The 26,492-nt window shown below is 44.1% G+C and carries 22 protein-coding genes and 2 tRNA genes; 14 read left to right on the top strand and 10 right to left on the bottom strand.

All coding sequences use genetic code 11. The annotated features are described in order from the left end of the window. The first annotated feature begins 216 nt into the window (after positions 1 to 216). The 6 genes from proB to thrC all read left to right on the top strand — a co-directional run bounded on the left by proB (position 217) and on the right by thrC (position 9,545). A complete protein-coding gene (gene proB, locus KHS38_RS08725) occupies positions 217 to 1,296 on the top strand; it encodes a glutamate 5-kinase (RefSeq protein WP_213488107.1) in 1,080 nt (359 codons plus the stop codon). A 5-nt stretch (positions 1,297 to 1,301) separates the two neighbouring features. After that, positions 1,302 to 2,552, top strand: coding sequence for a glutamate-5-semialdehyde dehydrogenase (locus tag KHS38_RS08720; RefSeq protein ID WP_213488106.1), 1,251 nt, complete (start codon positions 1,302 to 1,304; stop codon positions 2,550 to 2,552). 319 nt (positions 2,553 to 2,871) lie between these two features. After that, the gene (locus tag KHS38_RS08715; RefSeq protein WP_213488105.1) at positions 2,872 to 3,885 is read left to right on the top strand and encodes a glutamine synthetase beta-grasp domain-containing protein; all 1,014 of its coding nucleotides are present in this window, start codon (positions 2,872 to 2,874) and stop codon (positions 3,883 to 3,885) included. A 772-nt stretch (positions 3,886 to 4,657) separates the two neighbouring features. Then, positions 4,658 to 7,108, top strand: a complete 2,451-nt coding sequence (thrA, locus tag KHS38_RS08710; RefSeq protein ID WP_213488104.1) for a bifunctional aspartate kinase/homoserine dehydrogenase I — start codon at positions 4,658 to 4,660, stop codon at positions 7,106 to 7,108. A gap of 69 nt (positions 7,109 to 7,177) precedes the next feature. Next, positions 7,178 to 8,179: a homoserine kinase gene (locus KHS38_RS08705; RefSeq protein ID WP_213488103.1), complete on the top strand. Its 1,002-nt coding sequence runs from the start codon at positions 7,178 to 7,180 to the stop codon at positions 8,177 to 8,179. Positions 8,180 to 8,246: 67 nt separating this feature from the next. Continuing rightward, positions 8,247 to 9,545, top strand: coding sequence for a threonine synthase (gene thrC, locus KHS38_RS08700; protein WP_213488102.1), 1,299 nt, complete (start codon positions 8,247 to 8,249; stop codon positions 9,543 to 9,545). Between the two features lie 3 nt (positions 9,546 to 9,548). Here the strand turns inward: thrC and KHS38_RS08695 are convergent, their stop codons facing one another. The 4 genes from KHS38_RS08695 to KHS38_RS08680 all read right to left on the bottom strand — a co-directional run bounded on the left by KHS38_RS08695 (position 9,549) and on the right by KHS38_RS08680 (position 13,530). Next, positions 9,549 to 11,906: a PAS domain S-box protein gene (locus KHS38_RS08695; protein ID WP_213488101.1), complete on the bottom strand. Its 2,358-nt coding sequence runs from the start codon at positions 11,904 to 11,906 to the stop codon at positions 9,549 to 9,551. A 352-nt stretch (positions 11,907 to 12,258) separates the two neighbouring features. Next, positions 12,259 to 12,651, bottom strand: coding sequence for a DoxX family membrane protein (locus KHS38_RS08690; RefSeq protein WP_213488100.1), 393 nt, complete (start codon positions 12,649 to 12,651; stop codon positions 12,259 to 12,261). Positions 12,652 to 12,685: 34 nt separating this feature from the next. Then, positions 12,686 to 13,090: a DoxX family protein gene (locus tag KHS38_RS08685; protein WP_213488099.1), complete on the bottom strand. Its 405-nt coding sequence runs from the start codon at positions 13,088 to 13,090 to the stop codon at positions 12,686 to 12,688. A 14-nt stretch (positions 13,091 to 13,104) separates the two neighbouring features. Then, on the bottom strand, positions 13,105 to 13,530 hold the full coding sequence (locus tag KHS38_RS08680; protein ID WP_213488098.1) for a VOC family protein: 426 nt from the start codon (positions 13,528 to 13,530) through the stop codon (positions 13,105 to 13,107). A 122-nt stretch (positions 13,531 to 13,652) separates the two neighbouring features. Between KHS38_RS08680 and KHS38_RS08675 the strand changes: the two genes are divergently transcribed. Next, positions 13,653 to 14,633, top strand: a complete 981-nt coding sequence (locus tag KHS38_RS08675; RefSeq protein WP_213488097.1) for a GlxA family transcriptional regulator — start codon at positions 13,653 to 13,655, stop codon at positions 14,631 to 14,633. Between the two features lie 5 nt (positions 14,634 to 14,638). Here KHS38_RS08675 and KHS38_RS08670 read toward each other — a convergent pair whose 3' ends face one another. Then, positions 14,639 to 15,070, bottom strand: coding sequence for a nuclear transport factor 2 family protein (locus KHS38_RS08670; protein WP_213488096.1), 432 nt, complete (start codon positions 15,068 to 15,070; stop codon positions 14,639 to 14,641). Between the two features lie 80 nt (positions 15,071 to 15,150). Then, complete coding sequence (locus KHS38_RS08665; protein ID WP_213488095.1) at positions 15,151 to 16,035, bottom strand: PfkB family carbohydrate kinase; 885 nt, start codon at positions 16,033 to 16,035, stop codon at positions 15,151 to 15,153. Between the two features lie 180 nt (positions 16,036 to 16,215). Between KHS38_RS08665 and KHS38_RS08660 the strand changes: the two genes are divergently transcribed. Continuing rightward, positions 16,216 to 17,133: a bifunctional helix-turn-helix transcriptional regulator/GNAT family N-acetyltransferase gene (locus KHS38_RS08660; protein ID WP_249665308.1), complete on the top strand. Its 918-nt coding sequence runs from the start codon at positions 16,216 to 16,218 to the stop codon at positions 17,131 to 17,133. Between the two features lie 81 nt (positions 17,134 to 17,214). After that, complete coding sequence (locus KHS38_RS08655; protein ID WP_213488093.1) at positions 17,215 to 18,327, top strand: acyltransferase family protein; 1,113 nt, start codon at positions 17,215 to 17,217, stop codon at positions 18,325 to 18,327. Between the two features lie 89 nt (positions 18,328 to 18,416). Here KHS38_RS08655 and KHS38_RS08650 read toward each other — a convergent pair whose 3' ends face one another. From KHS38_RS08650 to KHS38_RS08635, 4 genes are all read right to left on the bottom strand, one after another. Next, positions 18,417 to 18,977: a DUF4256 domain-containing protein gene (locus tag KHS38_RS08650; RefSeq protein WP_213488092.1), complete on the bottom strand. Its 561-nt coding sequence runs from the start codon at positions 18,975 to 18,977 to the stop codon at positions 18,417 to 18,419. 217 nt (positions 18,978 to 19,194) lie between these two features. Next, positions 19,195 to 20,427 carry an RCC1 domain-containing protein gene (locus tag KHS38_RS08645; protein WP_213488091.1) on the bottom strand — a complete coding sequence of 411 codons (1,233 nt, stop codon included), beginning with the start codon at positions 20,425 to 20,427 and terminating at the stop codon, positions 19,195 to 19,197. Positions 20,428 to 20,626: 199 nt separating this feature from the next. Next, positions 20,627 to 20,698, bottom strand: a tRNA-Glu gene (locus KHS38_RS08640). A 70-nt stretch (positions 20,699 to 20,768) separates the two neighbouring features. Then, positions 20,769 to 20,840, bottom strand: a tRNA-Glu gene (locus KHS38_RS08635). A gap of 275 nt (positions 20,841 to 21,115) precedes the next feature. Between KHS38_RS08635 and KHS38_RS08630 the strand changes: the two genes are divergently transcribed. From KHS38_RS08630 to egtB, 5 genes are read left to right on the top strand one after another with little or no spacing between them, the layout of a single operon-like run. Further along, positions 21,116 to 21,397: a DUF427 domain-containing protein gene (locus KHS38_RS08630; RefSeq protein WP_213488090.1), complete on the top strand. Its 282-nt coding sequence runs from the start codon at positions 21,116 to 21,118 to the stop codon at positions 21,395 to 21,397. A 4-nt stretch (positions 21,398 to 21,401) separates the two neighbouring features. Next, the gene (locus KHS38_RS08625) at positions 21,402 to 22,787 is read left to right on the top strand and encodes a mercuric reductase (RefSeq protein ID WP_213488089.1); all 1,386 of its coding nucleotides are present in this window, start codon (positions 21,402 to 21,404) and stop codon (positions 22,785 to 22,787) included. 9 nt (positions 22,788 to 22,796) lie between these two features. Next, a complete protein-coding gene (locus KHS38_RS08620) occupies positions 22,797 to 23,765 on the top strand; it encodes an ABC transporter ATP-binding protein (protein ID WP_213488088.1) in 969 nt (322 codons plus the stop codon). Continuing rightward, the gene (locus KHS38_RS08615; protein WP_213488087.1) at positions 23,758 to 25,332 is read left to right on the top strand and encodes an ABC transporter permease/substrate-binding protein; all 1,575 of its coding nucleotides are present in this window, start codon (positions 23,758 to 23,760) and stop codon (positions 25,330 to 25,332) included. The genes KHS38_RS08620 and KHS38_RS08615 overlap by 8 nt, the downstream gene beginning before the upstream one ends. A 3-nt stretch (positions 25,333 to 25,335) precedes the next feature. Continuing rightward, complete coding sequence (gene egtB / locus KHS38_RS08610) at positions 25,336 to 26,481, top strand: ergothioneine biosynthesis protein EgtB (protein WP_213488086.1); 1,146 nt, start codon at positions 25,336 to 25,338, stop codon at positions 26,479 to 26,481. Positions 26,482 to 26,492: the final 11 nt, after the last annotated feature.

Below are 26,492 nucleotides of genomic sequence, written 5' to 3'. Positions count from 1 at the left end.
GTATATAGTCTGCTGTGCTCAGCAACAACAAGTAGGTAATAAAGGGGCTTTTGTATAATTCATCTTGTTTAAACTATATAAAGTCTATGTAATAAGTAGACAAATATATTCAAATATTTAAAAGGTCAGTATTTTGCTTTATAATTTTTATAAAGCTTTATAAGTGTTGCATTTGCTATGGTGTAATTGTATCATTGTTTTTAAGGGTACCATATCATGAAATTCAACTACCAGCGCCTTATTGTTAAAGTGGGTTCCAATGTGCTTACACAGCCCGATGGTTTGCCCGATTATTATCGCATCGGTCATTTGGTGGAACAGCTTACCGCTTTAAAGAAACAGGGTAAAGAGGTGATCTTGGTATCGTCAGGCGCGGTAGCATCAGGGCGTAGTTTAATTAAGGTAACTGATAAGGTAGATAACATTGCCGCCCGGCAGTTGCTGGCTTCAATCGGTCAGGTAAAACTGATTAATACTTACGCCAGCCTGTTTGAACAGCAGCAGCTGCTGTGTTCGCAAGTGCTGGTTACCAAAGAAGATTTCCGCGACCGGGTGCATTATCTGAATATGAAAAACTGCCTGGAGATACTGCTGCAACACCAGGTAGTTCCCATTGTAAATGAAAACGATGTGGTATCGGTAACTGAACTAATGTTTACCGACAACGATGAGCTGGCCGGATTAGTAGCCTCCATGCTGAATGCCGACGCATTGATTATCCTTACCAATGTAAACGGCATTTACACCGGTGATCCTAAACTGCCCGGCTCGCAACTGCTTGAGGAGATCAACGACGGCGGTACCGATTTTTCTGCCTTTATCAGCTCCGGTAAATCACAGTTTGGGCGCGGGGGCATGATTACCAAATCAACCATGGCGCAAAAGGTAGCACAGCTGGGTATAGCCGTACATATAGCCAATGGTACGGTAGATAGTATTTTGAACGGCGTGTTGCAAAATACCGTTCAGCATACACGCTTTGTACCGCAAAAAAGTAAATCGGGCAAAAAGAAATGGATTGCCCATGCCGCACATTTTGCCACCGGCGCTGTGCAGGTAAATGATGGGGCCAAGGCGGCGCTGTTATCCAGCAAGGCAACCAGCTTGTTGCCGGTCGGTTTAAATAGCGTATTATCCGATTTTAAAAAGGGCGACATTATAAAACTGCTTGATGAGCAAAATGCACTCGTTGGCCAGGGTATTGCCGAATATGGCTCGGATAAGGCACGCGAGCGCGTGGGGCAAAAAAATCAGAAGCCTTTGGTTCATTATGATTATCTGCATTTAAATTACTAAACTTTATGAGCTATACTGCCTACTTTGAAAATGCGGTGAAAGCCAGTCGTGCCATTGTTGGTCTGCCGGCAACTGTAATTAAATCAATATTGCTGGATGTTGCCGAAGCTGCTGTTGCTAAAACAGACTTTTTACTGGCCGAAAATCAAAAAGATCTGGACCGAATGGATGTTGCTGATCCGAAATATGACCGGCTTAAGCTAACGGCTGCCCGTATACAAGATATTGCACAGGATATGCGCAATGTAGCGGCTATGGATAGCCCGTTAGGTAACGTTTTAATGCAAAATATTATGCCTAACGGTATGGCGCTGTCAAAAGTAAGAGTGCCGCTTGGCGTGGTGGGGGTTATTTATGAGGCGCGCCCTAATGTAACTTTCGATGTTTTTTCATTGTGTTTTAAAACGGGTAACATAAGTGTGTTAAAAGGCGGGAGTGATGCTGAGTTTTCTAACAAGGCTATCATTACAGTTATTCACGATGTTTTAAAAGTACATCATATCGATACCAATGCAGCTACCCTGTTACCTGCCGAACGCGAGGCGACGGCAGCTTTGCTGAGCGCCAGTGGTTATGTAGATGTGCTTATACCCAGAGGTAGCCAGCAACTCATAGACTATGTAAGGCAAAACAGTAAAGTGCCTGTTATTGAAACTGGTGCCGGCATAGTGCATGCTTACTTTGATGCTGAAGGTGATTTGGAAAAAGGCAGCGCCATTGTTTATAATGCAAAAACGCGACGGGTAAGCGTGTGTAATGCCCTGGATTGTCTTCTGATTAATGCCAATCGTTTAAGTGATTTACCAACATTAGTGAACAATTTGGCGCAAAAAAAGGTGGAAATTTATGCTGATGAAGCAGTATACTCGGTTTTAAGCGGGTATTACCCTGATATTTTGTTGCATAAAGCAACTCATGAACACTTTGGTACAGAGTTTCTATCCTACAAAATGGCTGTTAAAACAGTTTCTGGTTTGCAGGAGGCATTAGATCATATAGCAGCGCATAGTTCCAAACATAGCGAAGCTATCATTACTGAAAACGAACAGACAGCCGGGCAATTCTTAAATAAAGTTGACGCTGCTGCCGTTTATGTAAACGTATCTACCGCATTTACAGATGGTGCGCAGTTTGGTTTAGGTGCCGAGATAGGCATCAGCACACAAAAACTGCATGCCCGCGGGCCTATGGGGCTGGAAGAGTTAACCAGTTATAAATGGCTGATTAAGGGCAATGGACAAATACGCAATTCATAAATAAGCCTTTTTTGAAAAACTTTATATGGTAAGTGCTTACTATATCGGTATGTATTGTACTGTGTAATGTTAAATTTACATTAAGTGCTTTTGTGTAGTTAAATAAATTATTCAAAAAAGCACTTTTTATTCTGAAAGTAAATTTTATATGCAAAAATTTCTTATTTCATAACAAAAAGTAGTGGAATTTATGATCATACACTAATTTTTGTTGAAAGTTTTGTATTTTTTATTAAAAAAGGATTAATTTTGTTGGTACATAGTAAATGCTATGTAAAGTGTCTTACTAATTATTGTTCCAATAAATAAACAATCAAAAATGGCAGCAGCTAAACTGGAGTACATCTGGCTAGACGGTTACAAACCGACCCAAAGTTTACGTAGTAAAACAAAAATTGAAAAAGATTTCAGCGGTAAGTTGGAAGATTGCCCGCTTTGGAGCTTTGATGGTTCTTCAACCGAGCAGGCACCGGGAGGTTCATCTGATTGTATATTGAAGCCAGTGTTTATTTGCGAAGATCCGCAAAGAAAAAATGGCTACCTGGTGATGTGCGAAGTTTTAGACTCGGAGGGTAACCCGCATGCATCAAACGGTCGAGCTACTATTGAGGATGATGATAACGATTTCTGGTTTGGTTTTGAGCAAGAGTATTTCTTGTGGGATTCAGAAACCAACAAACCTTTGGGTTTCCCGGTAAACGGTTACCCGGCGCCACAGGGTCCATACTACTGTTCAGTAGGTGCTAACAATGCTTTCGGTCGCGAAATTGTTGAAGAGCATTTAGACGTTTGTTTAGAAGCTGGCTTAAACGTTGAAGGTATCAATGCCGAAGTAGCTGCCGGTCAGTGGGAATTCCAGATTTTTGCTAAAGGCGCTAAAGAAGCCGGCGATCAGATTTGGGTTGCACGTTACCTGCTGGAAAGAATTGGCGAAAGCTATGGTGTTGCTATTAACTGGCATTGCAAACCGTTGGGCAAATTAGACTGGAACGGTTCTGGTATGCACGCTAACTTCTCAAATACCTTGTTGCGCACTGCTGCCAGCAAAGAAACATATACTAAAGTACTTGAAGCTTTCCGTCCGGTAGTGGCAGAGCACATTGCTGTTTACGGTGCTGATAACGATCAGCGCTTAACCGGTAAGCACGAAACTGCTTCTATCAATGATTATAGCTATGGCGTGTCTGACCGTGGCGCTTCTATCCGTATTCCGCTATTCACCGTACAAAAAGGCTGGAGCGGTTACCTGGAAGATCGTCGTCCAAACTCAGCTGCCGATCCGTACAAAGTAGCTGCCCGTATCATCAAAACAGTTAAATCTGTAGAAGCATAAGGAAATAGATAACTTACTATACTAAAGCCGCCGGAATTTTCCGGCGGCTTTTTTGTTTGTTATTTAATCTTTAAGCAGTAACTATTGCGCATTGCTTAGTGATTTTAATTAATACTTTTCAGTAGTGATCAATTTTGTACACTTAGTGTAAAATTTACATTAAATGTTTGTTATGGCTTACGATTTGATTTTTTAATAAATAAAATATGTTATTTTTGCATGAAAATTGAAAGATAGTAGTCTTGCAATTGCTGTGGCGACTGATTTGTTGTAATTTGGTGAGGGAGTTTGAAGAAGGAAAGGTTTAATTTGAATTTTTTCGCACTAAATTTAGTCGTTGCTGTTTATTTTTTGAGGTCTTTTTAATAAAATGGCCATTTAATATTGCACCGGGATAAAAAACAAGAATAAATTGCTACCATCTGCATGAAAATGCAGGTGGTTTTTTGCTTTTATGGGGCTTTAGTTTCTTTTTTTGGGAAAGCTATAGCTCTAAAAGGTTTTGGTATATAAATATTGCAGCCTTAATGACCAATTAACTCCTCGAAAATAAATCACACTTAAAGCTTGCATTTCTGAAAAAAAGCGTTTTAATTTACAAAAAGCAGTTCAGCTAAAATCTGATGATTATTAACAACACCATTATTACCATTATTATTACCACCGGCATAAAGCATGGAGGAAGGTAACCGTATGGTGTAAAACAAAAGATAAAACCAACAAAGCGCCTTCCTTTAAAACGGGAAGGCGCTTTTGTTTTAAACAGCCTTTTATGAAAGTCTTAAAGTTCGGAGGAACATCTGTAGGTTCGGTACAAAGCATCAGTGCCGTAATGGACATTGTTAAACAGGAGCATCAGGCAGGCGATAGCTTGGTTGTGGTGGTATCAGCCATGAGCGGCGTAACTAACCTGCTTACCGAAATGGCCGGTCAGGCTGCGGCCGGTCAAGAGTTTACGGCTCAACTGGCCGAACTGGAAAGCCGCCACTTTGGGGTAGTTAAGCAATTGCTGGAAATATCGCATCAAAATCCTGTTTTTACCCGTCTTAAAATCTACTTTAACCAGTTAGAGGATTTGCTGCAGGGCGTTTATACGCTGCGTGAGCTTACGCCTAAAACCCGCGATTTGATTTTAAGCTTTGGTGAGCGCTGTTCTGCTTTGCTATTGAGCCGTATGGCTTTGCAATATTTTCCAGAAGTGCTTTATGTTGATGCCAGCGAGGTAATTAAAACGGACAGTAGTTTTGGTCAGGCTAAGGTGAATACCGAGCTTACTGATTTACTGATCCGTAGCTTTGTTGACGAGAATAAAGGCAAGTTATTATTTGTTACCGGCTTTATAGCCAGTAATGATGCCGGCCAGGTAACTACTTTGGGCCGTGGCGGCAGCGATTATACCGCCGCAATTTTCGGCTCTGCGTTACATGCCAGCGAAATTCAGATATGGACTGATGTGAACGGCATGATGACCGCCGACCCACGCATCGTCAAAAAAGCTTTCTCGCTGCCTGAGCTTACTTATACAGAGGCCATGGAGCTATCTTACTTCGGCGCCAAAGTAATATACCCGCCAACCATGATTCCGGCTTTTCTGAAAAAGATACCCATTGTTATCAAAAATACTTTCGAGCCAGGCTTTGCAGGTACCGTTATCCGGCACGATTGTCAAAATTCCAACTTACCTATTAAAGGCATATCCTCTATTGATAAAATAAGTATTATTAACCTGCAGGGAAGCGGCATGGTGGGTAAGGCGGGCTTTAGTGGCCGCTTGTTCTCGTTGCTAGCACGCGAGCAGATTAATGTGGTGCTGATTACGCAGTCATCATCCGAGCACAGCATTACTTTTGCAGTAAACCCTGCCGATGCCGAAAAGGCATGCCAGCTAATGGAACAGGAATTTGAGTTGGAGCTGGCTGCCAAAAAGCTTGATAAGCCTGTTATTGAAGGTAACCTGGCCGTTTTGGCCATTGTAGGCGAAAATATGAAGCAAACACCCGGTATGTCTGGCCGGTTATTTCATGCCCTGGGCCGTAATGGTATCAATGTACGGGCCATTGCGCAGGGATCTTCAGAATACAATATCTCCGTAATTATCTCAGCTACCGATTTGGCCAAGGCGGTGAATGCTGTACACGATGCCTTTTTTGTGCAATTCAACAAAACGCTGCATGTATTTTGTTTAGGTACCGGCAATATTGGTAAAACGCTCATCAGGCAGTTAAAAGAACACAGTGAGTTTTTACAGCATAATAACAGCATCCAGGTTAAAATTGCTGGTATAAGCAACACTCGCCAAATGCTGTTCAATTCAGACGGCTTGTCTTTAGACAGCTGGCAGGACGAGCTGGAACAACACGGCCAGCCGGCCAATCTGCAAGAGTTTGTTAACCGCATGAAAAGCATGAACCTGCCTAACTGCGTATTTGTTGATAATACGGCCAGTCCGGTACCGGTTACTTTTTATGAGGAGGTGTTTAAAGCAACCATATCTATCGTAACCTGCAACAAGATCGGTAACTCGGCAGCTTACAATCAGTATAAAACATTTAAAGACACAGCCCGCAAACATGGCGTTGATTTCTTTTACGAAACCAACGTGGGGGCAGGGCTGCCCATCATCCGCACCCTGAAAGATTTGATGTCAAGCGGCGACCGGGTACAAAAAATAGAGGCTATCCTGTCGGGCACCATATCATTTATCTTCAACAACTTTAAGGGTGATGCCAGCTTTCATGACGTGGTAAAAACCGCGCAGGAAAAAGGTTATACCGAACCCGATCCACGCGACGACCTGAGCGGGAAAGATTTTATGCGCAAAATACTGATCCTTGCCCGTGATGCCGGTTACCAGATGGAGGCCGAAGATGTAGAGATTGAAAATATACTGCCGCAAGCCTGCCTGGATGCGCAAAGCGTAGATGAGTTCTACGCCGCCCTGCTGGCCGAGGAAGCTTACTTTAACGATATTAAGCAACAGGCGGAAAGCAGCGGTAAGGTACTGCGCTATATTGGCAAATTAGATAATGGTAAAGCTTCAATTAGCCTGCAAATGGTTGATGAAAGCCATCCGTTCTTCAGCATGTCGGGCAGTGATAACATTATTGCCTTTACCACAGACCGGTACAAGGAACGCCCTATGGTGGTAAAAGGCCCCGGCGCAGGTGCGGAGGTGACTGCAGCAGGTGTATTTGCTGATTTAATAAATGTAGGGGCGAATTGATTAGATTCCGGAGTTGGAACCAAGAGGCAATAATTATAATTAAGAAGAACAAAGTTTTAGCATCCAAAAATGGAACAAGAAATATTACATAATACTTCATCCTCCCAAATCAAAACTTCACCCTTAAGGGGGCTGGGGGGCGATAGCATCCACGTGTTTGCGCCTGCCACGGTAGCCAATGTAGTTTGCGGGTTCGATGTGCTGGGTTTTGCCGTGAACGAGCCGGGCGATGAGGTAATTATGCGCCTTACCGATAAACCGGGTATCACCATCAGTAAAATAACCGGTGATGATGGTCGTTTGCCGCTTGATCCGGCCAGGAATACCGTAAGTGTAAGCGTGCAGCATTACCTGGAAAGTGTAGGCAGGCCAGATGTGGGGCTGGATATTGAGCTGCATAAAAAAATGCCTATTGGTAGTGGTCTCGGTTCCAGTTCGGCCAGTACGGTGGCCGGTTTGTTTGCTGTTAAAACGTTATTGGGGGATGATACCGACGTAGCCAAGTTGCTGCCCTTTGCCATGAAAGGTGAGGAGATGGCTTGCGGACACGGGCATGCTGATAATGTTGCGCCCGCCTTATTAGGCGGCTTTGTGCTCATCCGTAGCTACGAGCCGCTGGATGTAATCCGGTTGCCACATCCAAAAGATTTATACTGTGCTATTGTTTTTCCGGATGTGGATGTACCTACCCGTGAGGCCCGTCAAATTATCCGAAAACAAATTAACATGAAAGATGCTGTAACCCAGTGGGGCAACATTGCCGGCCTGGTAAGCGGCCTGTTTATGCAGGATGTTGACCTGATTGGCCGCAGTATGCAGGATGTACTGGTTGAACCTGTGCGCTCCATACTCATTCCCGACTTTTACAAACTGCGCGAACTGGCTATGAATGCCGGTGCTGTAGGCTTTGGTATATCCGGTTCGGGGCCGTCGGTGTTTGCATTTGCCCGCCATGAGGATACTGCACGGCAAATCACCCAGCTATTACAGCGGCATTTAACAGCGCTCAAAATTGGCTCTTTTGCTTATGTATCAACCATTAATGATGCCGGTCCGCGGGTAATAGGGTAGGTGTTCGCGTCGAGATACAAGAACCAGGAATTAAAAGTCAGGACAAAATCAAACATCCAAAATCACCATGAAACTTTATAGTACCAACAATACAGCACATCAGGTAAATTTTAAAGAAGCCGTTTTTAACAGTATGCCACAAGACCGGGGCTTGTACATGCCTGTAGACATTCCCCGCCTGAGTGATGAATTTATCCACAATCTGCATCATTATACGCTGCCGCAAATTGCATTTGAGGTAGCTAAAACGCTATTGGGCGATGCTACACCTGGTCCGGATTTGCAGGCGCTGATTGATGATGCGGTTAATTTCCCGGCGCCGGTAGTTAAACTGGAGGAGGATGCGTATGTGCTGGAGCTGTTTCATGGGCCATCGCTGGCTTTTAAAGACTTTGGCGCCCGCTTTATGAGCCGGGTAATGAGCTACTTTTTACAGCCCGGTGAAAAGCAGCTGGATGTGCTGGTAGCTACCTCGGGCGATACCGGCGGGGCGGTGGCTTTGGGCTTTTTAGGTGTGCCCAATACCCGTGTTACCATCTTGTATCCTAAAGGTAAAGTAAGTAACATTCAGGAATTGCAATTAACCACCAACGGGCAAAATATTCGCGCGCTGGAAATTGACGGTACTTTTGATGATTGCCAGGCGCTGGTTAAGCAAGCCTTTACCGATGCTGAGCTGAATGAGGCTTTACGTTTAACGTCAGCCAATTCCATTAATATAGCCCGCTTGATTCCGCAAACCTTTTATTACTTTAATGCCTATGCGCAATTGCTGCGCCAGGGCAAAAAGCAGGTCGCTTTTGCCGTTCCGAGCGGGAACTTTGGCAATATAGGTGCCGGCCTGCTGGCCTGGAAAATGGGCCTGCCCGTGCACCAGTTTATTGCAGCTACCAATGCTAATGATACCGTTCCGGCTTTCCTTAAAACCGGCGTATACGAGCCAAAGGCTTCGGTACAAACCATTGCCAATGCAATGGATGTAGGCAATCCCAGCAACTGGATGCGTATTGCCGATATGTTTAAGGAAGATATGGCAAAGTTAAGCCAGTTGATGACCGGCTATAGCTACACTGACGAGCAAACCCGTGAAGCTATGCAGCAGGTATTTGATGCGTACCAATATGTGGTTTGTCCGCATACGGCTATAGCCTGGCGCGCGCTAAAAGAATGGCAGCAAGCGCACGCAGGCGTTGCCGGGGTATTCCTATCCACAGCGCATCCCTGTAAGTTTCCGGATGTATTTACACCGGCTATGACACAGCATATTGATGTGCCGCAACAGGTAAAAGAACTGGAAGCTAAAATATCCCAGGCAGTAAGCTTACCTAATAGTTTTGATGCACTAAAAAGCTATTTATTGCAATAATGGTTATTTGATTTGCAGCTCTGCTTCTACTTTATGGGTAATGTCATGAACGATGCTGTCCAGTTCATGAGCGCACTGGCTTACCAGCCCTATTAAATGCTGCTGCTCTGTTGGTTCTGATGAATGTTCCAGCAGGTCAATCAACCCCAGTATAGATGCGGCCGGACGACGTATTTCGTGCGAGCTAAGCCAGGCTACTGATCGTAATGCGTCGTTTTGCCGTTGCAATGTTTCTTCATGTGCCTTACGTTGTGTAATATCCTGGTAAACGGCTATGTAACCGGTATGCTGCCGGTTGTCATCAAAAGTAGGTGTAAACTCAACCTGCGCCCAGTAGCGTTCCCCGGCTTTGTTGTATTTAACCAATGTTACGTTAAATGCATTCAGTTGGGATTTTTGTTCCTGAATGTAGGAGGTAACTTCTGTAGATGTTTCTGGCCCGCGCATAAAAGTGCCATAAATTTGGCCCTTTACTTCCTGTAGTTTAAAACCGGTAAAATCCTCAAAAGCTTTATTAACCCAGGTTACCCGGTTTTGGGCATCCATCACAATAACCATGTTGTTGATGCGGGTAATAATACCAGCCAGCCGTTTATTTTCCTCGTTCGATCGTTTTAGTTCATCAATATCCCTGATAGCGCCTACTAATCTTACCGGGTCATTGTTTTCATTAAAGATGAAGTAGCCTTGGTCAAGTACATAGTGGTAAGTATCGGTGCCGCAGTAAAGGCGGTATTCCATGTTCCAGGCAGTACTTTTTTGAGCAATGGCCTGTTTTTGCTGGCTTATTACTTCCGCAGCATCGTCGGGGTGTATGTGCTGCGTCCACCATTCGGCACCGTTGGTGCCCGGTGCTGGTGAGTCGTTCATCCAATCGCAGGCGCCAGCCTCAAACCTTAAATGCTTTTCAGGTATAAGGTAATCATAGATGGCCAGCTTGGTGGCTTTAGTTACAAAATTGAAGCGTTCAACAGCTTCCTGTAGCTGCTGATCTTTTTGCTTCTGCTCAGTAATATTGGTTAGGTAAAAAGCGCCGCCCTCCTTAGTAGGATACCCCGACATACTGAGCCACTGCCCCAGACGGGGTGAGTAATCCTCAATGTTAACAACAACATGTTCATGAACTACCTGCTCATAAGCCGTATAAAAATTCAGATTTACAATGCCAGCCGGAAACACGTCCAACAGTTTCCTGCCTTTTACCTCGCCGGCGTTTAAGCCATATTCCTGCTCAAACTTTTTATTGACCAGCGTAAATTCCATGTTATGGTTTAGGGTAAAGAATATCTCATTGATAGAATTCGCCGTATCTTCAAGGTTGAATAAATATTTGTTCTTTTCTTCTTCCAGTACCTTTATTTCGGTCACATCCTGCAGTGAGCCTACTACTTTAACCGGCGTTTCGCCCTCATACTCTACTTGGCCCAATTGCCTTACGTACTTGGTGTCGCCGGTAGGCGCTTTCAGGCGGTAAATTATATCTAATGGTTTACCTGTTTGGATGGTTGTCCACGATTCGTGTTTAACCATTTCAATATCCTCAGAATGAATGTAATCCAGGTAAACATCCAGTAATCTGCGCCCGGTTTGCGGTTTAAGGCCGGTTATAAAGTACAGCTCTTTAGCCCATGATAAGTGCTTGTTCATTACATCATATTCCCAACCGCCCAGCTTGGCTATTTTTTGGGTTTCGCTCAGCTTGCTCCTTTGTTCCAAAAGTGTTTTATTGATTTTTTCCAGCTGTTTCTCAAATATTAGTTTCTCGGTAGTGTCACGCGCTACTACCATCATACAGGAGCGGTTGTTGAAAATAATGCGGTGCGAGGAAATGCTGGCATAAATTACTGTGCCGTCTTTTTTTACATGCCGCCATACGCCCGAATCCTGGTATAGGTTATTCAGTTGGTTTACATCCTTTTTCAACAGCTTCCAATCTTCGGTTGGCCGGATGTCGAGAATGCTTTTACTTAAAAACTCTTCTTCCGAGTAACCGTAATTAGTGATGGCCGCATCGTTAACTGAAACAAATTGCAATGTGGCTAAATCATAAATCCACATCGGGTTTGGGTTGCCTTCATAAATATTGCGGTACTGGTTTTCACTATCAATTAAGTTCTTCTGATCTGCCCGTACCAGGTTAAATATCACCAGGCCGGTTACCAGTGTAAACAGAAAGCTTTTGGCGCTGGTAAGAAACAGAAATAAGTTGTGCGGAAGCTTACCCTCCAGGGAGAACAATGCCTGATCGCTCAACGCAATCCACATTAAGCTGATCCCAATATAAAGCAAGGCTATTTTTATGGCGCTATACCTGGTACGTTTAGCCTTATTATGTGCTGATAGTTGTGATGGCAACATCATACTTTTTTACAAGAACAAAATGCCGCCCTGTATAAAGTCAGTATACCGACTAATAGCACGGGCAGCGTTTATGTATAAAAACTTAGGTTAATTGGTTGTGTAGCCCTCATTAGATGATATTACCGGTTGGTTGAGTAATAGCAAGATTAATTAGGGTGATAAATTTTATACATAAAGATAAGCATTTACCTTACTAGTGTATAATAGGCTAATTATAAATAAAATGCAGGTGCCTGTCAACTAGTAGTAGCACAAGTTGTGCAAAAAGGTGAAAACACCTTTTTATAAACTGATTTTTACTTAAGGGAAATGCAACGCAGGCATTTTCCTTAAGTAAAATATATTCATGAAGTTACAATTCCGCTTTAGCTACTACCAGTTTGGCGTAGTGCTTACGGTAAGCATAAGCTAATAGCAGGTTGCCCAACAGCAGCAAGGCCGGCATTAATAAATCGCCGGGGGTAAGAAATGCATGGTACAAGAAAATGTTCAGTGTAATAGGGAAGATAACCACAGTAGCCAGCGGTGCAAAAAAGCCGGTTATAAATGCGATGGCACATACCAGCTCGGTTACTTTAACCAAAGTAAGAAAATAGCCGGTAGCTATCATGCCTTCCATAAATGACTTGGCACCTCCATGTAACTCGGGCTGCGGGCCCATATTGATTTTGAAAAGTACAACTACCGAGGCAAACAGATACATAAGCCCCATCAGAACGCGAACAATAATAACGGCGATTTTCATAATTGTGCAGGTTTTATAATTAGTATTTAACAGATTAAGCAAAAGCTGATGTGGTATAAGTTACAGCGTTTAGTTTATTATACCTTTTCCATAAAAAGTAACTTACAAACAATATAACCAGCATTACAACAGGTGGCACCAGTTGGCCAGCCGGATCGCCCACTGCGGCCCTTGAGGCTGCTGCTGCAATGAAGTTAAATGTAAAGCCTGCATAAGCCCACTCCTTAATGGTAGCAAAGCGGTTTTGTAAAATAGCTAATGCACCCAACACCTTAGCTACGCCAAATATCACCATTGAGTATATTGGATATCCCAGGTGGTTCAATACCTCTACCCCGGCTTGCTGCCGGGTAATACCACCGTAGCCATCACCCAGCATGGCTAAAGCAAAAAGGATAGTAAGAATCCAGTACAACGTTTTGATGGCTTGCGGTTTCATGGTGTGTAAGCAGGTTATTGAGGTTTGTTAATTGCATAGTTCAGAATCCACCGGATACCGAACTTATCTCGAAATGCAGCAAACCAGTCGCCCCAAAACTGTACTTTCAAAGCTTCCAGCACTTCGCCACCCTCTGTAAGCACCTTATATAAACGGTTGATTTCCTGTTCGCTGCTGCAGTTTAAAGATAAAGAAAAATCGTTACCTTTTGCATAGGCACTGTTATCTGCACAGCCCATATCAGAACCCATGAGCAATAACGTGCCCTTGGTTAGTGTAGCATGCATTACTTTTTTCTGCATGGTTTCAGGGAACTGCTGTGCTATGGGCGATTCGCTAACCAGCATAAGTTCCAATTGGGCGTCCAGGCATTCTTTATAAAAGGTAAGCGCTTCGCGGCACTGGCCGTCAAAAATCAGGTAAGCATTAATTTGTGTCATGATGGTTGAGTTTTTAGATTTATTTGTTTAGCAAACATAGCTTACTGCAAGCGGTACCGTAAGGTACAAAAACGACAAATAAAGGGTTGATAACGACAAGGTTTTCAGGTAGATTTGATAATATGAAACATGTTTCTATCCTTATCCCTTCGGGCGAAACCAGCCTTAGCAACATCGAAGCCGTTTATAAAATGTTTTCACGGGTAAATGATGCTATGCAGCGGGCGGGGAAACCGGCATTATTTGATATTCATTTGGTAGGCCTGGCTAAGGAAACGCGTTTAGGGAACGGGATATTTACCATCAATCCCGACCAGATTGTTAGTGAAGTTACCCAAACAGATCTGATTATCATTCCGGCCGTACATGGAGATATATCACAGATACTGGCCGCCAACCAAAGCTTTTTACCTTGGATAGTTCAGCATTACCAGCAAGGGGCCGAGGTGGTTTCTTTGTGTATTGGTGCATTTATACTGGCAGCTACCGGTTTGCTAAATGGTAAAAGTTGTACTACACACTGGCTGATGGCCGATGAATTTAAAAAGATGTTTCCTCTGGTGAACCTGATGCCTTACCGCATCGTTACTGATGAAGCAGGCATTTATACCAGCGGCGGTGCCTATTCGTCGCTTAACCTCATCTTGTATCTGGTTGAAAAACATGCGGGTCGTGATTTGGCCATCCTGTCATCTAAAGTGTTTGAAATAGATATTGACCGCAGCAGCCAATCTCCTTTTATTATTTTTCACCGCCAAAAGGAGCATGAAGACGAAGCCATCCGCAAGGCACAGGAATTCATCGAACATAATTTTCAGGAAAAAATTACGATAGATCAGTTGGCCGATATGCTGGCCATCGGCAGGCGTAACCTGGAACGGCGGTTTAAAAAAGCTACCTCCAATACCGTATTGGAGTACATGCAACGTGTAAAAATAGAAGCTGCCAAGATGAGCCTGGAATCATCACGTGAAAACGTAAATGAGGTGATGTATAATGTAGGCTATACCGATCCAAAAGCCTTTCGTACCATATTCAAAAAAATAACCGGCCTGTCGCCCGTTGAGTATCGCAATAAATATAATAAGCAAATGGTAGCATAGGTGTACTACTTGTCATAGTAGGTGGCATCTTTAATAATCTTGCCGTCTTTGAATGTGATTACCGAGCAGATGGGTAAAGTCCATTTGGTGCCATCTGCAGTTGTTCCGCTCGAAACAAATTCAGCCACTGCTGTATTGCCAGCCATAGTTAAGCTGGTAATGCTGTCTCTTACATCAGGCGAAAACTTTTGCAGATTTTGATGTGTGGCAATAATATCCTGTTGGCTCTTTTTTACATACGCAGTACCATATTCCGGATCGAGCATCAATGTGGTATCGGCATAATAGCTGGCCATCTTTTTCCAGTCATGCCGGTTAAAAGCATCGAATAGTGCTTGTATGGTTGCTTTGCTTGTATTGTTTTCCGTAATGGATGCAGGTTGTTGCTGACAGGCCATCAACAGTGCCGCTGGTAGCAAAAAGAGATACTTTTTCATGATAAAAGGTTAAAAAGGCTTTTTATAAAGATAGTAATTTTATCTTGATAGTAAGCATCAATCCTTTGTATAATAAGGCTTTATGGTAGCTGTATTTTGTTTCTGGCAATAACTTCCAATACATCGGCCTCGCTACCGGTAAATGGACCAGCCGCTTCAATTTTAAGGCTGGCCATGGCAGCTGCAAAATTGCCGGCCTGTTCTGCATCAGCACCTTTAGCACGCTGGTACAGGTAGCCGGCCATGTAAGTATCGCCACAACCGGTAGCATCTTTTACAACAGCCGGCGGGTAGGCGGGGATGGTATATAATGTACTGTCAGTATAAATAACCGAACCCTTGCTACCCATAGTGATTACTACTTCTTTAACGCCCCACTGGTTTAGTAAGCGGGCCCCGGCTTCCATATCGGTATGCCCGGTTAAGGCTTCCAACTCCAACTCATTAGCTTTCAAAATGGTGATGTGTTGCAGTGCCTGGCGCTTAAACGCCCAGTCGGTAGTAACAACCTGGTACTCTTTTACCTCGCGCAAGTAACCCTGCACATCCAGCGAAACTAAACCACGGCCTGCCAGAAACTGAATCATTTCCAGCGAAATATCATCGGCTAATAAAGGACCTAAATGAAAAAAACGGGCATTAATGTTTGATAAGCCACTCACCGTAAACGGATCCGCTTTTTGCAAAACACGTTGGGTGCGATGATCCTGATTGCCGCTGTAAATGTTTTCAAAATAAACGGAATAGGTACTGGGTTGCAGCACAATGTGAATACCCTGGCTTTTCAACTGATCAACTACCGTTGTTTCGGTCGGGCCAACAGCGGTAACCAAACTGAAGTTTACCGGCAAGTTATGAACAGCGTTGGCAAAATAATAGGCAGTGCCGCCAGCCATGTGGAATTCGCCTGTCTGGTTAACTACTTTATCAAGGGTAATATGTCCTACGCAACAAATATCGTACATGGGGTTAATTAATATGTGTTTGCAACAAAAAGCTATATTAAAAAATATCAGTGATATTAACCTTTCATCCACCATCATTTGCAAAACAATTTGCATAAATGCTTTTTCTTTTCCTATATTCGTAATTAACTACGTAATTAATTAAATAAGGCTATGGACTTTTATAACCAAGTTGGTAAAATGGCTTTAGGAAGCCGTTTACGCCGTTTAAGTGAAATGCTGACTGAGCAAGCCGCGCGTGTATACGCATTGTATGATATTGATATGCAACCAAAATGGTTCCCGGTATTTTATGCGCTATCGGCAGGGAGCGAAAAATCGATTACCCAGATAGCGCAGGAAATTGGTCATTCGCATCCGTCTGTAAGCACTATTGTGAAGGAAATGATGAAGAAGGGTATTGTTACAGAAAGTGCCAACAAGACCGACGGCCGCAAAAACTTTATTCAGTTAAGTGAGCAAGGCCAGGCTATTAATGAGCGTATACAGGCGCAGTATGCTGATGTGAATGCTGCCGTCGAAACAGCGTTGAATGAAACGCAGCACAACATTTGGAAAGCGATTGAGGAATGGGAGTTTTTGCTGGAACAAAAAGACCTTTACAAACGGGTGTTGAGCGAAAAGAAACTTCGCGAAAGCCAGGACGTGCAGATTGTGAGTTACGAGCCGGCGTTTAAAGCTGCTTTTAAACAATTGAACGAAGAATGGATATCTGCTTACTTTAAGATGGAAGAATCCGATTATAAATCGCTTGATCATCCGGAAGATTATATACTGAACAAGGGCGGGCATATTTTTTTAGCATTATACAAGGGTGAGCCATTGGGCGCCTGCGCGCTGATAAAAATGGATAACGATACTTTTGAACTGGCTAAAATGGCGGTATCGCCAAAAGCACAAGGCATGGGTATGGGTTGGATGCTGGGTAATGCAGCCATTGCCAAAGCCCGTGAATTAAAAGCAAAACGCGTGTACCTGGAAAGTAATACCATATTAAAGCCGGCCATAAATTTGTACCATAAGCTGGGCTTTAAAAAAATTACCGGCGTGCCTTCACCTTATGAGCGGTGCAACATCCAGATGGAACTCATGCTGTAAGTGTGCCTGATAGTTGATTTTTTTATAACAGGTTAGTTAATAAAATTTATCTTCACCATATTATTTTATTAAGCCTGAATTATGAGTAACCAAACCTTAACCTCCAAACCGCATTACCCTATTCTGGATGGGTTGCGTGGTGTGGCGGCATTAATTGTTGTTGTTTTTCACATTTTTGAAACGCATTCTACCAGTCACCTTGATCAGATTATTAATCACGGTTACCTGGCGGTCGATTTCTTTTTCCTGCTTTCGGGCTTTGTAATTGGCTATGCGTATGATGACCGGTGGCACAAGCTTACCATCGGAGGTTTTTTTAAACGCCGGCTGGAAAGGCTGCAACCTATGGTAATTGCAGGGATGGTTATTGGGGCTATATGCTTTTACTTTTCTGCATCGGCCGCATTTCCCAACATTCATACCGTACCGGTATGGCAGGTTGTGCTTACTATGCTAATCGGGTTTACCCTTATCCCGGTACCGGTATCATGGGATATACGGGGCTGGCAGGAACTACACCCGCTTGACGGACCGGGCTGGTCGCTTTTTTATGAATACATCGCCAATATCCTATATGCTCTTGGTATACGCAAGCTGCCTAAGCCTGCTTTAGCGGCACTGGTTTTTGTGGCCGGAGCGGCACTCATTCATTATGCGGTAACCAGCAAAAACGGCGATGTAATTGGTGGCTGGTCGCTCACGGGCGAGCAGATACGAGTGGGCTTTACCCGCATGATGTATCCGTTTTTTGCAGGGTTGTTATTATCGCGCATAGCAAAACCTACGCATATCAAAAATGCATTTTTGTGGTGCAGTGTACTACTGGCTATTTGCTTGTTTATACCCCGCATAGGCGGTGCAGAACATTTATGGATGAATGGCCTGTACGATTCGCTGACCATCATATTTATCTTCCCAATTATTGTTTACTTGGGCGCCAGCGGCATTGTGCAGGGTAAAACAGAATCAAAGGTTTGTAAATTTCTGGGCGATATATCGTACCCGATTTATATTACGCATTACCCGTTTATTTACATTTATACAGGCTGGGTTAGCAACCACCGCGGCGTTGGCTTTGCCCAAGCGCTACCTTATGCCTTATTGACTTTTGTAACCGCCGTTGTAGTAGCTTATGCCTGTTTAAAGTTGTATGACGAACCAGTGAGAGCGTGGTTAAAAAAGAAATTGCAGTAATAATCAGCTATATCAAAGATGTAGATCAGTTATTAATATCTCATCTTATAAAAAGCGCCTTTCTAACCAGAGAGGCGCTTTTTTTATAATCAAACTTTCAACATACCCCTAAAACCTCTCGCCGCATAATAGGAAGATGCACCGTTATGATATACAAATACACGGTCATAGCGGCGGTCTCCAAAAATAGCGCCGCCCAGTTTTCTTACCTCGTCCGGTGTTTTTAACCAGCTTGAGGTCTTTAAGTCGAATTTGCCTAAGTTCTGTAACTGTTGATATTGTTCTTCAGTTAAAAGCTCAAGGCCCATGGCTGCTGCCATATCCATTACTGTATCTTCCGGTTTAAAGTCCTTGCGTGATTCCAAGGCTTCCATATCATAGCATAAGCTCCGGCGACCTTTTGGGCTTTCAACCGAGCAGTCATAAAAAATGTATTCACCTGTCTTTTCATCGTAGTCAACCACATCAGGTTCACCGCCGGTAGCTTCCATCTCGTGGAGCGACCATAATTTATCGTTGCTGACCTCCAGTTTTGCCTGCACATCGGTGAAGGATATACCTTGATGACGAATTGTGTTTTTCTCAAAACGAATTTTCAGGGTCTTGAAAAGCTCTTCACGTTGTGCTGCTGATAGGTCTTTATTATTCATGATTTTTGGATGGGTATAGGTGAATTGGTTTTACTGCCGATTTAAAATTAGCATTACAAAAGAAGATATTAAAGGCAGAATGAATATATGTTTACTTTAACCTTTGCAGATAAAGGAACTTTGAAGGAACATCGGGGAAGGCTAAAGCGGCACATATATAAACAACAAAAGCCTTCGGCATTAAACTGAAGGCTTTTGTTGTTTATAGAATATGAACTTACTTGTCCAGCTTTATCTTGGTAAAAAGACTAACATCATCGCGGTTGTTTACACCTAACTGGCCAAAGGTATTAGCGCCGGAAACCCATACGGTTTTGTCTGCTTTGATGATAATAGTATTGTAGTCTATCGCCGATACTTTTGTTACGTTATCCATCACCTTAATAAACTTGGTCTGATCCGGACTTTCAATACCAAATGGCCTGAAACCGTTATAGCCTGCAGCCCACAAGGTATTATCTGTTTTAATAACAATTGAAAAGAAACGACCGCCGGCAAGAGCCGATACATTATCCATTACTTTTACAAAGCGGCTTTGGTTGGTTTTGCTGCCTATGCCCAATTCGCCGTATTCATTATGGCCGGTAGCCCATAGGCTGTTGTCTGTTTTAATAATTAGGGAATGATATTCAAGCGATTTGATGGCCTTTACATTGTCTGTTACCTTCACAAAACCTTTTTGTTCTTTATTGTGCCCCAGGCCAAGTTCTCCGTTAACATTTAGTCCGCAAACCCACAGGGTGTTGTCTGTTTTTAACAGCAGTATGTGGCCCATTCTGGCCGAAACAGCTTTCACATTATCGGCCACCTTGGTAAAAGTTTTCATTACACCAAATTGCGCAACCGGGAATGCGTCATAATTACTAACGCCCGCAGCCCAAAGTGTACGGTCGGCTTTAATAACAAATGCATTGTCTTCGCTTACTTCAATTTGTTCGGCGCCGTTAAAAACTTTAGTAAACGTGCCCTTGGCCAGAGCGTCATCCAATCCAAAATTGGCATAAGGGTTAGAGCCTGCGGCCCATACACTATTGTCATTCCTTATAACGAGTGATCGGGAATCATCAACAGCAATACTTTTTACCTGGTCTATTGTCCGCACAAACTTTAGTTGGCGGCTATCGTTGCCTGTACCCAAAACTTTTCTGAAATTTTCACCTACTCCCCACACAACTCCTTTGTCATCAATAGCCATGGTGTGCCTGTAGGTGGTGTATACAGCTATAAAATGGGCATCAACGCCCGTTTCTGGTTTAGGATTAGCAGGATTGGCAGGGGTAGTTGGACTATCGGGACTACCCGCATTATTAGGTTCATCATTTTTATTTTTTTTGCATGATGATGCCGCAACAAGTAAAAATATCAGCACTGCGCCTAATCTATTTACCAGTTTTGAGGTCCTTATTTTTGTATACGTAAAGTTGAGCGTGTGAGTAAGGGTATTAGCCATAGGTTTTTCGTAGTAGAGAGTGATTATTAATGTGATATAAGCAGTTAAATTCTACTCACTCAATAGCAATATTCACGCCGAAATTCCCTGATTGGTTTGGTAATGATAGACTTATCTTTTAGTATAGGATTGACGTTAACGCGGGGCAATCCAAAATGGATACATAAAAAAAGCCGCTCTACTTTCGTAAAGCGGCTTGTAGCCCGTAGGGGAATCGAACCCCTGTTTCCAGAATGAAAATCTGGCGTCCTAACCCCTAGACGAACGGGCCAAAAGAACAGTTACAATCAACAGCTTAATCAGGGTAAAATAACTTTTTATAGAAGTGCTATCAATCAAAGTAGCCCGTAGGGGAATCGAACCCCTGTTTCCAGAATGAAAATCTGGCGTCCTAACCCCTAGACGAACGGGCCATTATTAAATGGTTGATTGGTAGTTTACAAAAGTTATAAATGAACTTATTATAACCTTGATTTTGCTTGCTGTTAAAGAACTGTCTCCCTTGTTTTGGGTCTGCAAAGATATGCGTTATTTCATTTAATCAAAAAATATTTTAAAATATTTTTAGCTGTTTTTTGTTTGCGTCAGCAACAGCTCTGAGAAAACAAAAAACAGAATTTACCTATTGTAGATACGTCATCCGGATAATGGCATTTTGCCCCATCACAAAAGCGGATGATGCATTGTTATGAAAGCCGTATGGAACAACCAGATACTTGCCGAAAGTGACCAAACCATCGTGGTCGAAAACAATCACTATTTTCCAAAAAACAGCGTAAACGCCGATTTATTAAAGCCGTCGGCTACGCATACCACCTGCCCCTGGAAAGGTGTAGCTTCTTATTATACTATTGAGGTGGATGGCCAGCAAAACAAAGATGCTGCCTGGCATTACCCCGAACCTAAAGAAGCCGCTGCGCAGATAAAAGATTATGTTGCATTTTGGAAAGGTGTAAAAGTTACCGACTGATTTTATGAAAACATATGATGTAATTATTATCGGCTCGGGGCAGGCCGGTAACCCCTTGGCGCGTAAAATGGCCAAAGCCGGTAAAAAGGTGGCCATGATTGAAAAACGCCTGGTGGGTGGTACCTGTATCAACGATGGCTGTACGCCAACCAAGGCCATGGTAGCATCGGCAAGGGCCGCTTACCTGGCAGGGCGCTGCAACAACTTAGGTGTACACATTGATGGCTACCGGGTGGATATGCCGCAAATCAAAAAACGGCGCGATGCCATTGTGGAACGTTCACGCAGCGGAAACGAGAAAAGCCTGTCCGAAGATCCGAATATTGACTTGCTGATGGGCGAAGCCCGTTTCACCGGCCATAAAACAGTTATGGTAAAACTGAACGCCGGAGGCGAGGAAGAGCTTACTGCCGAACAGGTTTTTATTGATGCCGGCACCAAGCCCATGATTCCTGAGATTGAAGGTTTACAGGAGGTGGGGTATCTAACCTCAACCACAATTTTGGATTTAGAAGAAGTACCCGAGCATATTCTCATCATCGGTGGTAATTATATAGCCCTGGAGTTTGGCCAGATGTTCAGGCGCTTTGGTAGCCAGATCACCATGCTGGAGCGTGGCGAACGTATCATGTCGCACGAGGATGATGATGTGGCCCATGAGCTGCATAATATATTGGAAGAAGAAGGTATTGCTATACACAGCAAGGCCCAGGCCGTAGCTTTTAAAAAAGACAGCAATGGTAAAATTCTGGCAACTATTGATATCGACGGCAGAAACGATGAAATAACCTGTTCGCATGTACTGGTTGCCGCAGGCCGCATCCCGCAAACGGATGCCTTAAATTTGTCTGCCACAGATGTGGAGCTTAATGAGAAGGGTTATGTTAAAGTTGATGGTAAACTGCAAACCAATGTGCCTGGCATTTATGCCTTAGGCGATATTAACGGCGGCCCTGCTTTTACCCATATTGCGTATAATGATTTTACCATCATCTACCGAAACCTTATTGAAGGCGCTGATCTGAGCACCTATGACCGCCCCTTGCCTTACTGCATGTTTACCGATCCGCAGTTGGGCCGCGTTGGCCTAACCGAAAAGCAGGCACGGGAGCAGGGCTACAATATTGAAGTGGCTGTACTCAAAATGGAAAGCGTTGCCCGCGCGGTAGAAGTAGGCGAAACGCGCGGACTTATGAAAGCTGTGGTGAACGCCGATACCAAGGAAATTTTGGGTGCGGCTATACTGGGCGAAGAGGGCGGCGAAATTATGTCGGTACTGCAAATGGCTATGGAAGGTGGCATTACGTATGACAGGATACGGTATTGTGTTTTTGCACATCCTACCTATTCCGAATCGCTCAATAATTTATTTATGAAGTTAGAGTCGTAACTTACGTGCATGATCAGTGTTCAGCAGGTAAGTAAGCATTACGGCACCAACCGTGCAGTCAACAATATATCGTTTGAAGTTGCCGAACACGAAAACCTGGTTTTGCTGGGCACCAGTGGCTGCGGCAAAACCACCACGCTTAAAATGATTAACCGGCTCATTGAGCCTACGCGCGGCCAAATATTAATTGCCGGACAGGATGTAACCCGGCAACCGGCCGAATTACTGCGCCGCAATATTGGCTATGTACTGCAAAACAATGGCCTGTTTCCGCACTATACCGTGGCCGAAAATATAGCCATTGTACCCCGGCTGTTAAAGTGGGATGATGCACGCATTCAAAACCGCATGCATGAGCTGCTGGAAAAACTGCATCTGAGTGCTGCTTTTCTCAAACTATACCCGCAACAACTAAGTGGCGGCCAGCAGCAGCGTGTTGGCCTGGCCCGTGCGCTGATGGCCGATGCCCCGGTGTTGCTGATGGATGAACCCTTTGGTGCTTTGGATACCATTACCCGCTCCAAAATACAGGCTGAATTTAAAGATTTGGATGAGCTGCAGCGTAAAACCATAGTGATGGTAACGCACGACGTGCAGGAAGCATTTGAGCTGGGTAACCGCATCTGTTTGATGGACCAAGGGGCCATTATGCAAATAGGCACCCCGGCAGAATTGCTGTTTAAGCCTGCTAATAAATTTGTGAGGGAATTTTTACAGGCACAGCGCCTGCAGTTGGAATTGAAAGCCGTATTGTTACAACAGGTTTGGGATAATCTACCAACCACAACATCTACCGAAGCAATAAAAGTACTGCCTGCAGATACCAGTATCTGGGCAGCGATGGAAAGTTTTGAAGCAGGTGTTGTTAAATTTATAACCGTTACTAAACCTGGCACTGATCAGGCTAAAACTATAACTTTTGATCAGCTGATGGCCGCCTATCATCAATACCAAAATAACCTGCAACATCATGAATGAGGCGCAGCAAACCTTATGGCAGTTCATGCAGCAGCAGTCTGACAAGCTGCTTACACAAACGCTGGAGCATATCGGCCTCACTTTTATTTCCCTGCTTATTGCCGTACTTATAGGCTTGCCTTTAGGTGTGCTTATTGCGCGTAGGCATCCTTTATCCGGTCCTATATTAGGCATAGCCGGTGTGCTGCAAACCATACCCAGTATAGCGCTGCTGGGTTTCATGATTCCATTGCTGGGCATAGGTGCTAAACCGGCCATTGTAGCGCTGCTACTATATGCGCTGCTGCCCATTATCCGCAATACCTATACCGGCATTATCGGGGTAGATGCCTCCGTGAAAGAAGCCGCATTAGCTATGGGGATGAGCAGCAAACAGGTGTTGTTTAAAGTAGAATTGCCTTTGGCTATGCCAGTTATCCTGGCAGGTATCCGCACGGCAACGGTTATTAATGTGGGCGTGGCTACGCTGGCATCTTACATAGCCGCCGGCGGGTTAGGCGAATTTATATTTGGTGGCATATCGCTTAATAATACCAACATGATTTTAGCCGGGGCTATACCCGCCGCTTTATTGGCCGTTTTGTTTGATCTGTTGTTATCAGTGGTGCAAAAGCTCAATATCAAAAAACTTAAAGCAGGAGCCTATGCCTTACCTGTAATATTGCTGCTGATGGCATCCTTCTACTTTGTGCCTTCGGCCTATGGCGGTAAGTTAACGGCCGGCTTTACACCCGAGTTTATGGGCAGGCACGATGGTAACCTTGGCCTGCAGCAAAAGTATGGCTTAAAAATTCATACCACCGTTATTAACGATGCGGTGATGTACAATGCCGCTTACGAGAAACAACTGGATGTAATCAGCGGCTACTCCACCGATGGTAGGCTCAAGGCATTTAACCTGGTGGTGCTGGATGATGATAAAAAGATATTTCCGCCTTATTATGCCGCGCCTATTGTACGGCAGGATGCCTTGCAAAAGTTTCCGGAGCTGGAAAAAACGCTTAACCTGCTTGCCGGGCACATTACCGATTCGGTAATGACCGAGCTGAACTACCGTACCGATTACCGCCACCAAACGCCCGAACAGGTAGCCCGCGATTTTTTGATCGATAAAAAGCTGTACCGCCCGGCCCGCAACGGCAACGGCGGCACCGTGCGCATTGGATCAAAAATATTTGGCGAGCAGTATATACTGGCCAGCATGTACAGTATGCTCATACAGGGCTATACCAATTACAATGTAGCCACCAAAACCGGTTTGGGCGGTACTAAAATTTGCTTTGATGCGCTTACCAACAATGAGATTGATTTTTACCCGGAATATACCGGAACCGGCCTGCTGGTTATCCTACAACCTACTAAGCAGGTGCTTGATTCGGTTGGGATAAATAAAAATAAAACCTACAGCTATGTGAAGCAGCAGTTTCAAAACAAGTACCATATTAAATGGTTAAACCCCATAGGATTTAACAATGCTTATGCATTGATGATGCGGCGACAACAAGCCAATGAATTGAAGATACATACCATATCAGATCTGAAAAACTATCTGAGCAATACCCCATAGCAAATGACCTTAGCCGAACGATACCAGGCTGTGCGCCAGCGAACCGAACAAATTTGCTCGCACCTGCAAACCGAAGATTATGTAGTGCAACCTGTGGTGGATGTAAGTCCGCCTAAATGGCACATTGGGCACACTACCTGGTTTTTTGAAACCTTTATCCTCAAGCCATACTTTATGGGTTATCAGGAATATAATCCTGAGTACAATTACGTTTTTAACAGCTACTACGAAACGGTAGGTGCACGCGTAATACGTACCGACCGGGGCAACCTGAGCCGGCCAACCGTTCTGGAAGTTTACCAGTACCGCGAATATGTGGATGAGGCTATTTATAAGTTTCTGTGCCAGGAACCATCGCCCGAGGTGGCCGAATTGTTTGAGCTGGGTCTCAACCACGAGGAGCAGCACCAGGAGTTGTTGTACTATGATATTAAATATATTTTAGGCCACAACCCGCTTTTCCCGGCTTATAATAAAGAATACAGCTCGCCTAAGATTGATGCAGAGCCAGGCTTCGTTAGCATAAACGAAGGTATATATGAGATAGGTTTTGAGGGTGAAGGGTTTTGTTTTGATAATGAACTGAACCGCCATAAAGTGTACCTGAATGGCTATGAGATCAGCAAAGCGCCGGTTACTAATGCCGAATACCTGGAGTTTATCCAAAGCGGCGGATATCAGGATTTTCGTCACTGGCACGCTGAGGGGTGGGAATGGGTAAAAACCAACCAGGTAATAGCCCCGCTATACTGGCACCAAATTGACGGCGAATGGTTTGTGTACACCTTCCGAGGATTGGAACCGTTGCATTTACACGATACCGTACAGCACGTAAGCTATTATGAGGCTTATGCCTATGCTTCCTGGAAAGGCATGCGCCTGCCTACCGAGTTTGAATGGGAAGCAGCGGCAACGCAATTTAACTGGGGTAAAAGCTGGGAGTGGACGGAAAGTGCCTATTTGCCTTACCCTGGTTTCAGCAAAGCGCCGGGTGCCATTGGCGAATATAATGGCAAGTTTATGGTAAGCCAAAAAGTATTGCGTGGTGCCTCAGAAGCTACGCCGCCGGGGCATGGCCGTATCACTTATCGTAACTTTTTTCATCCCAACCTGCGCTGGCTGTTTTCTGGCATACGTTTAGCCAGATAAATATTGATTTC

Source organism: Mucilaginibacter sp. Bleaf8, from assembly GCF_018390515.1.
Lineage (GTDB): Bacteria > Bacteroidota > Bacteroidia > Sphingobacteriales > Sphingobacteriaceae > Mucilaginibacter.
Note: the sequence above shows the minus strand (reverse complement) of the source record. Positions and strands in the feature narration are given on the sequence as shown.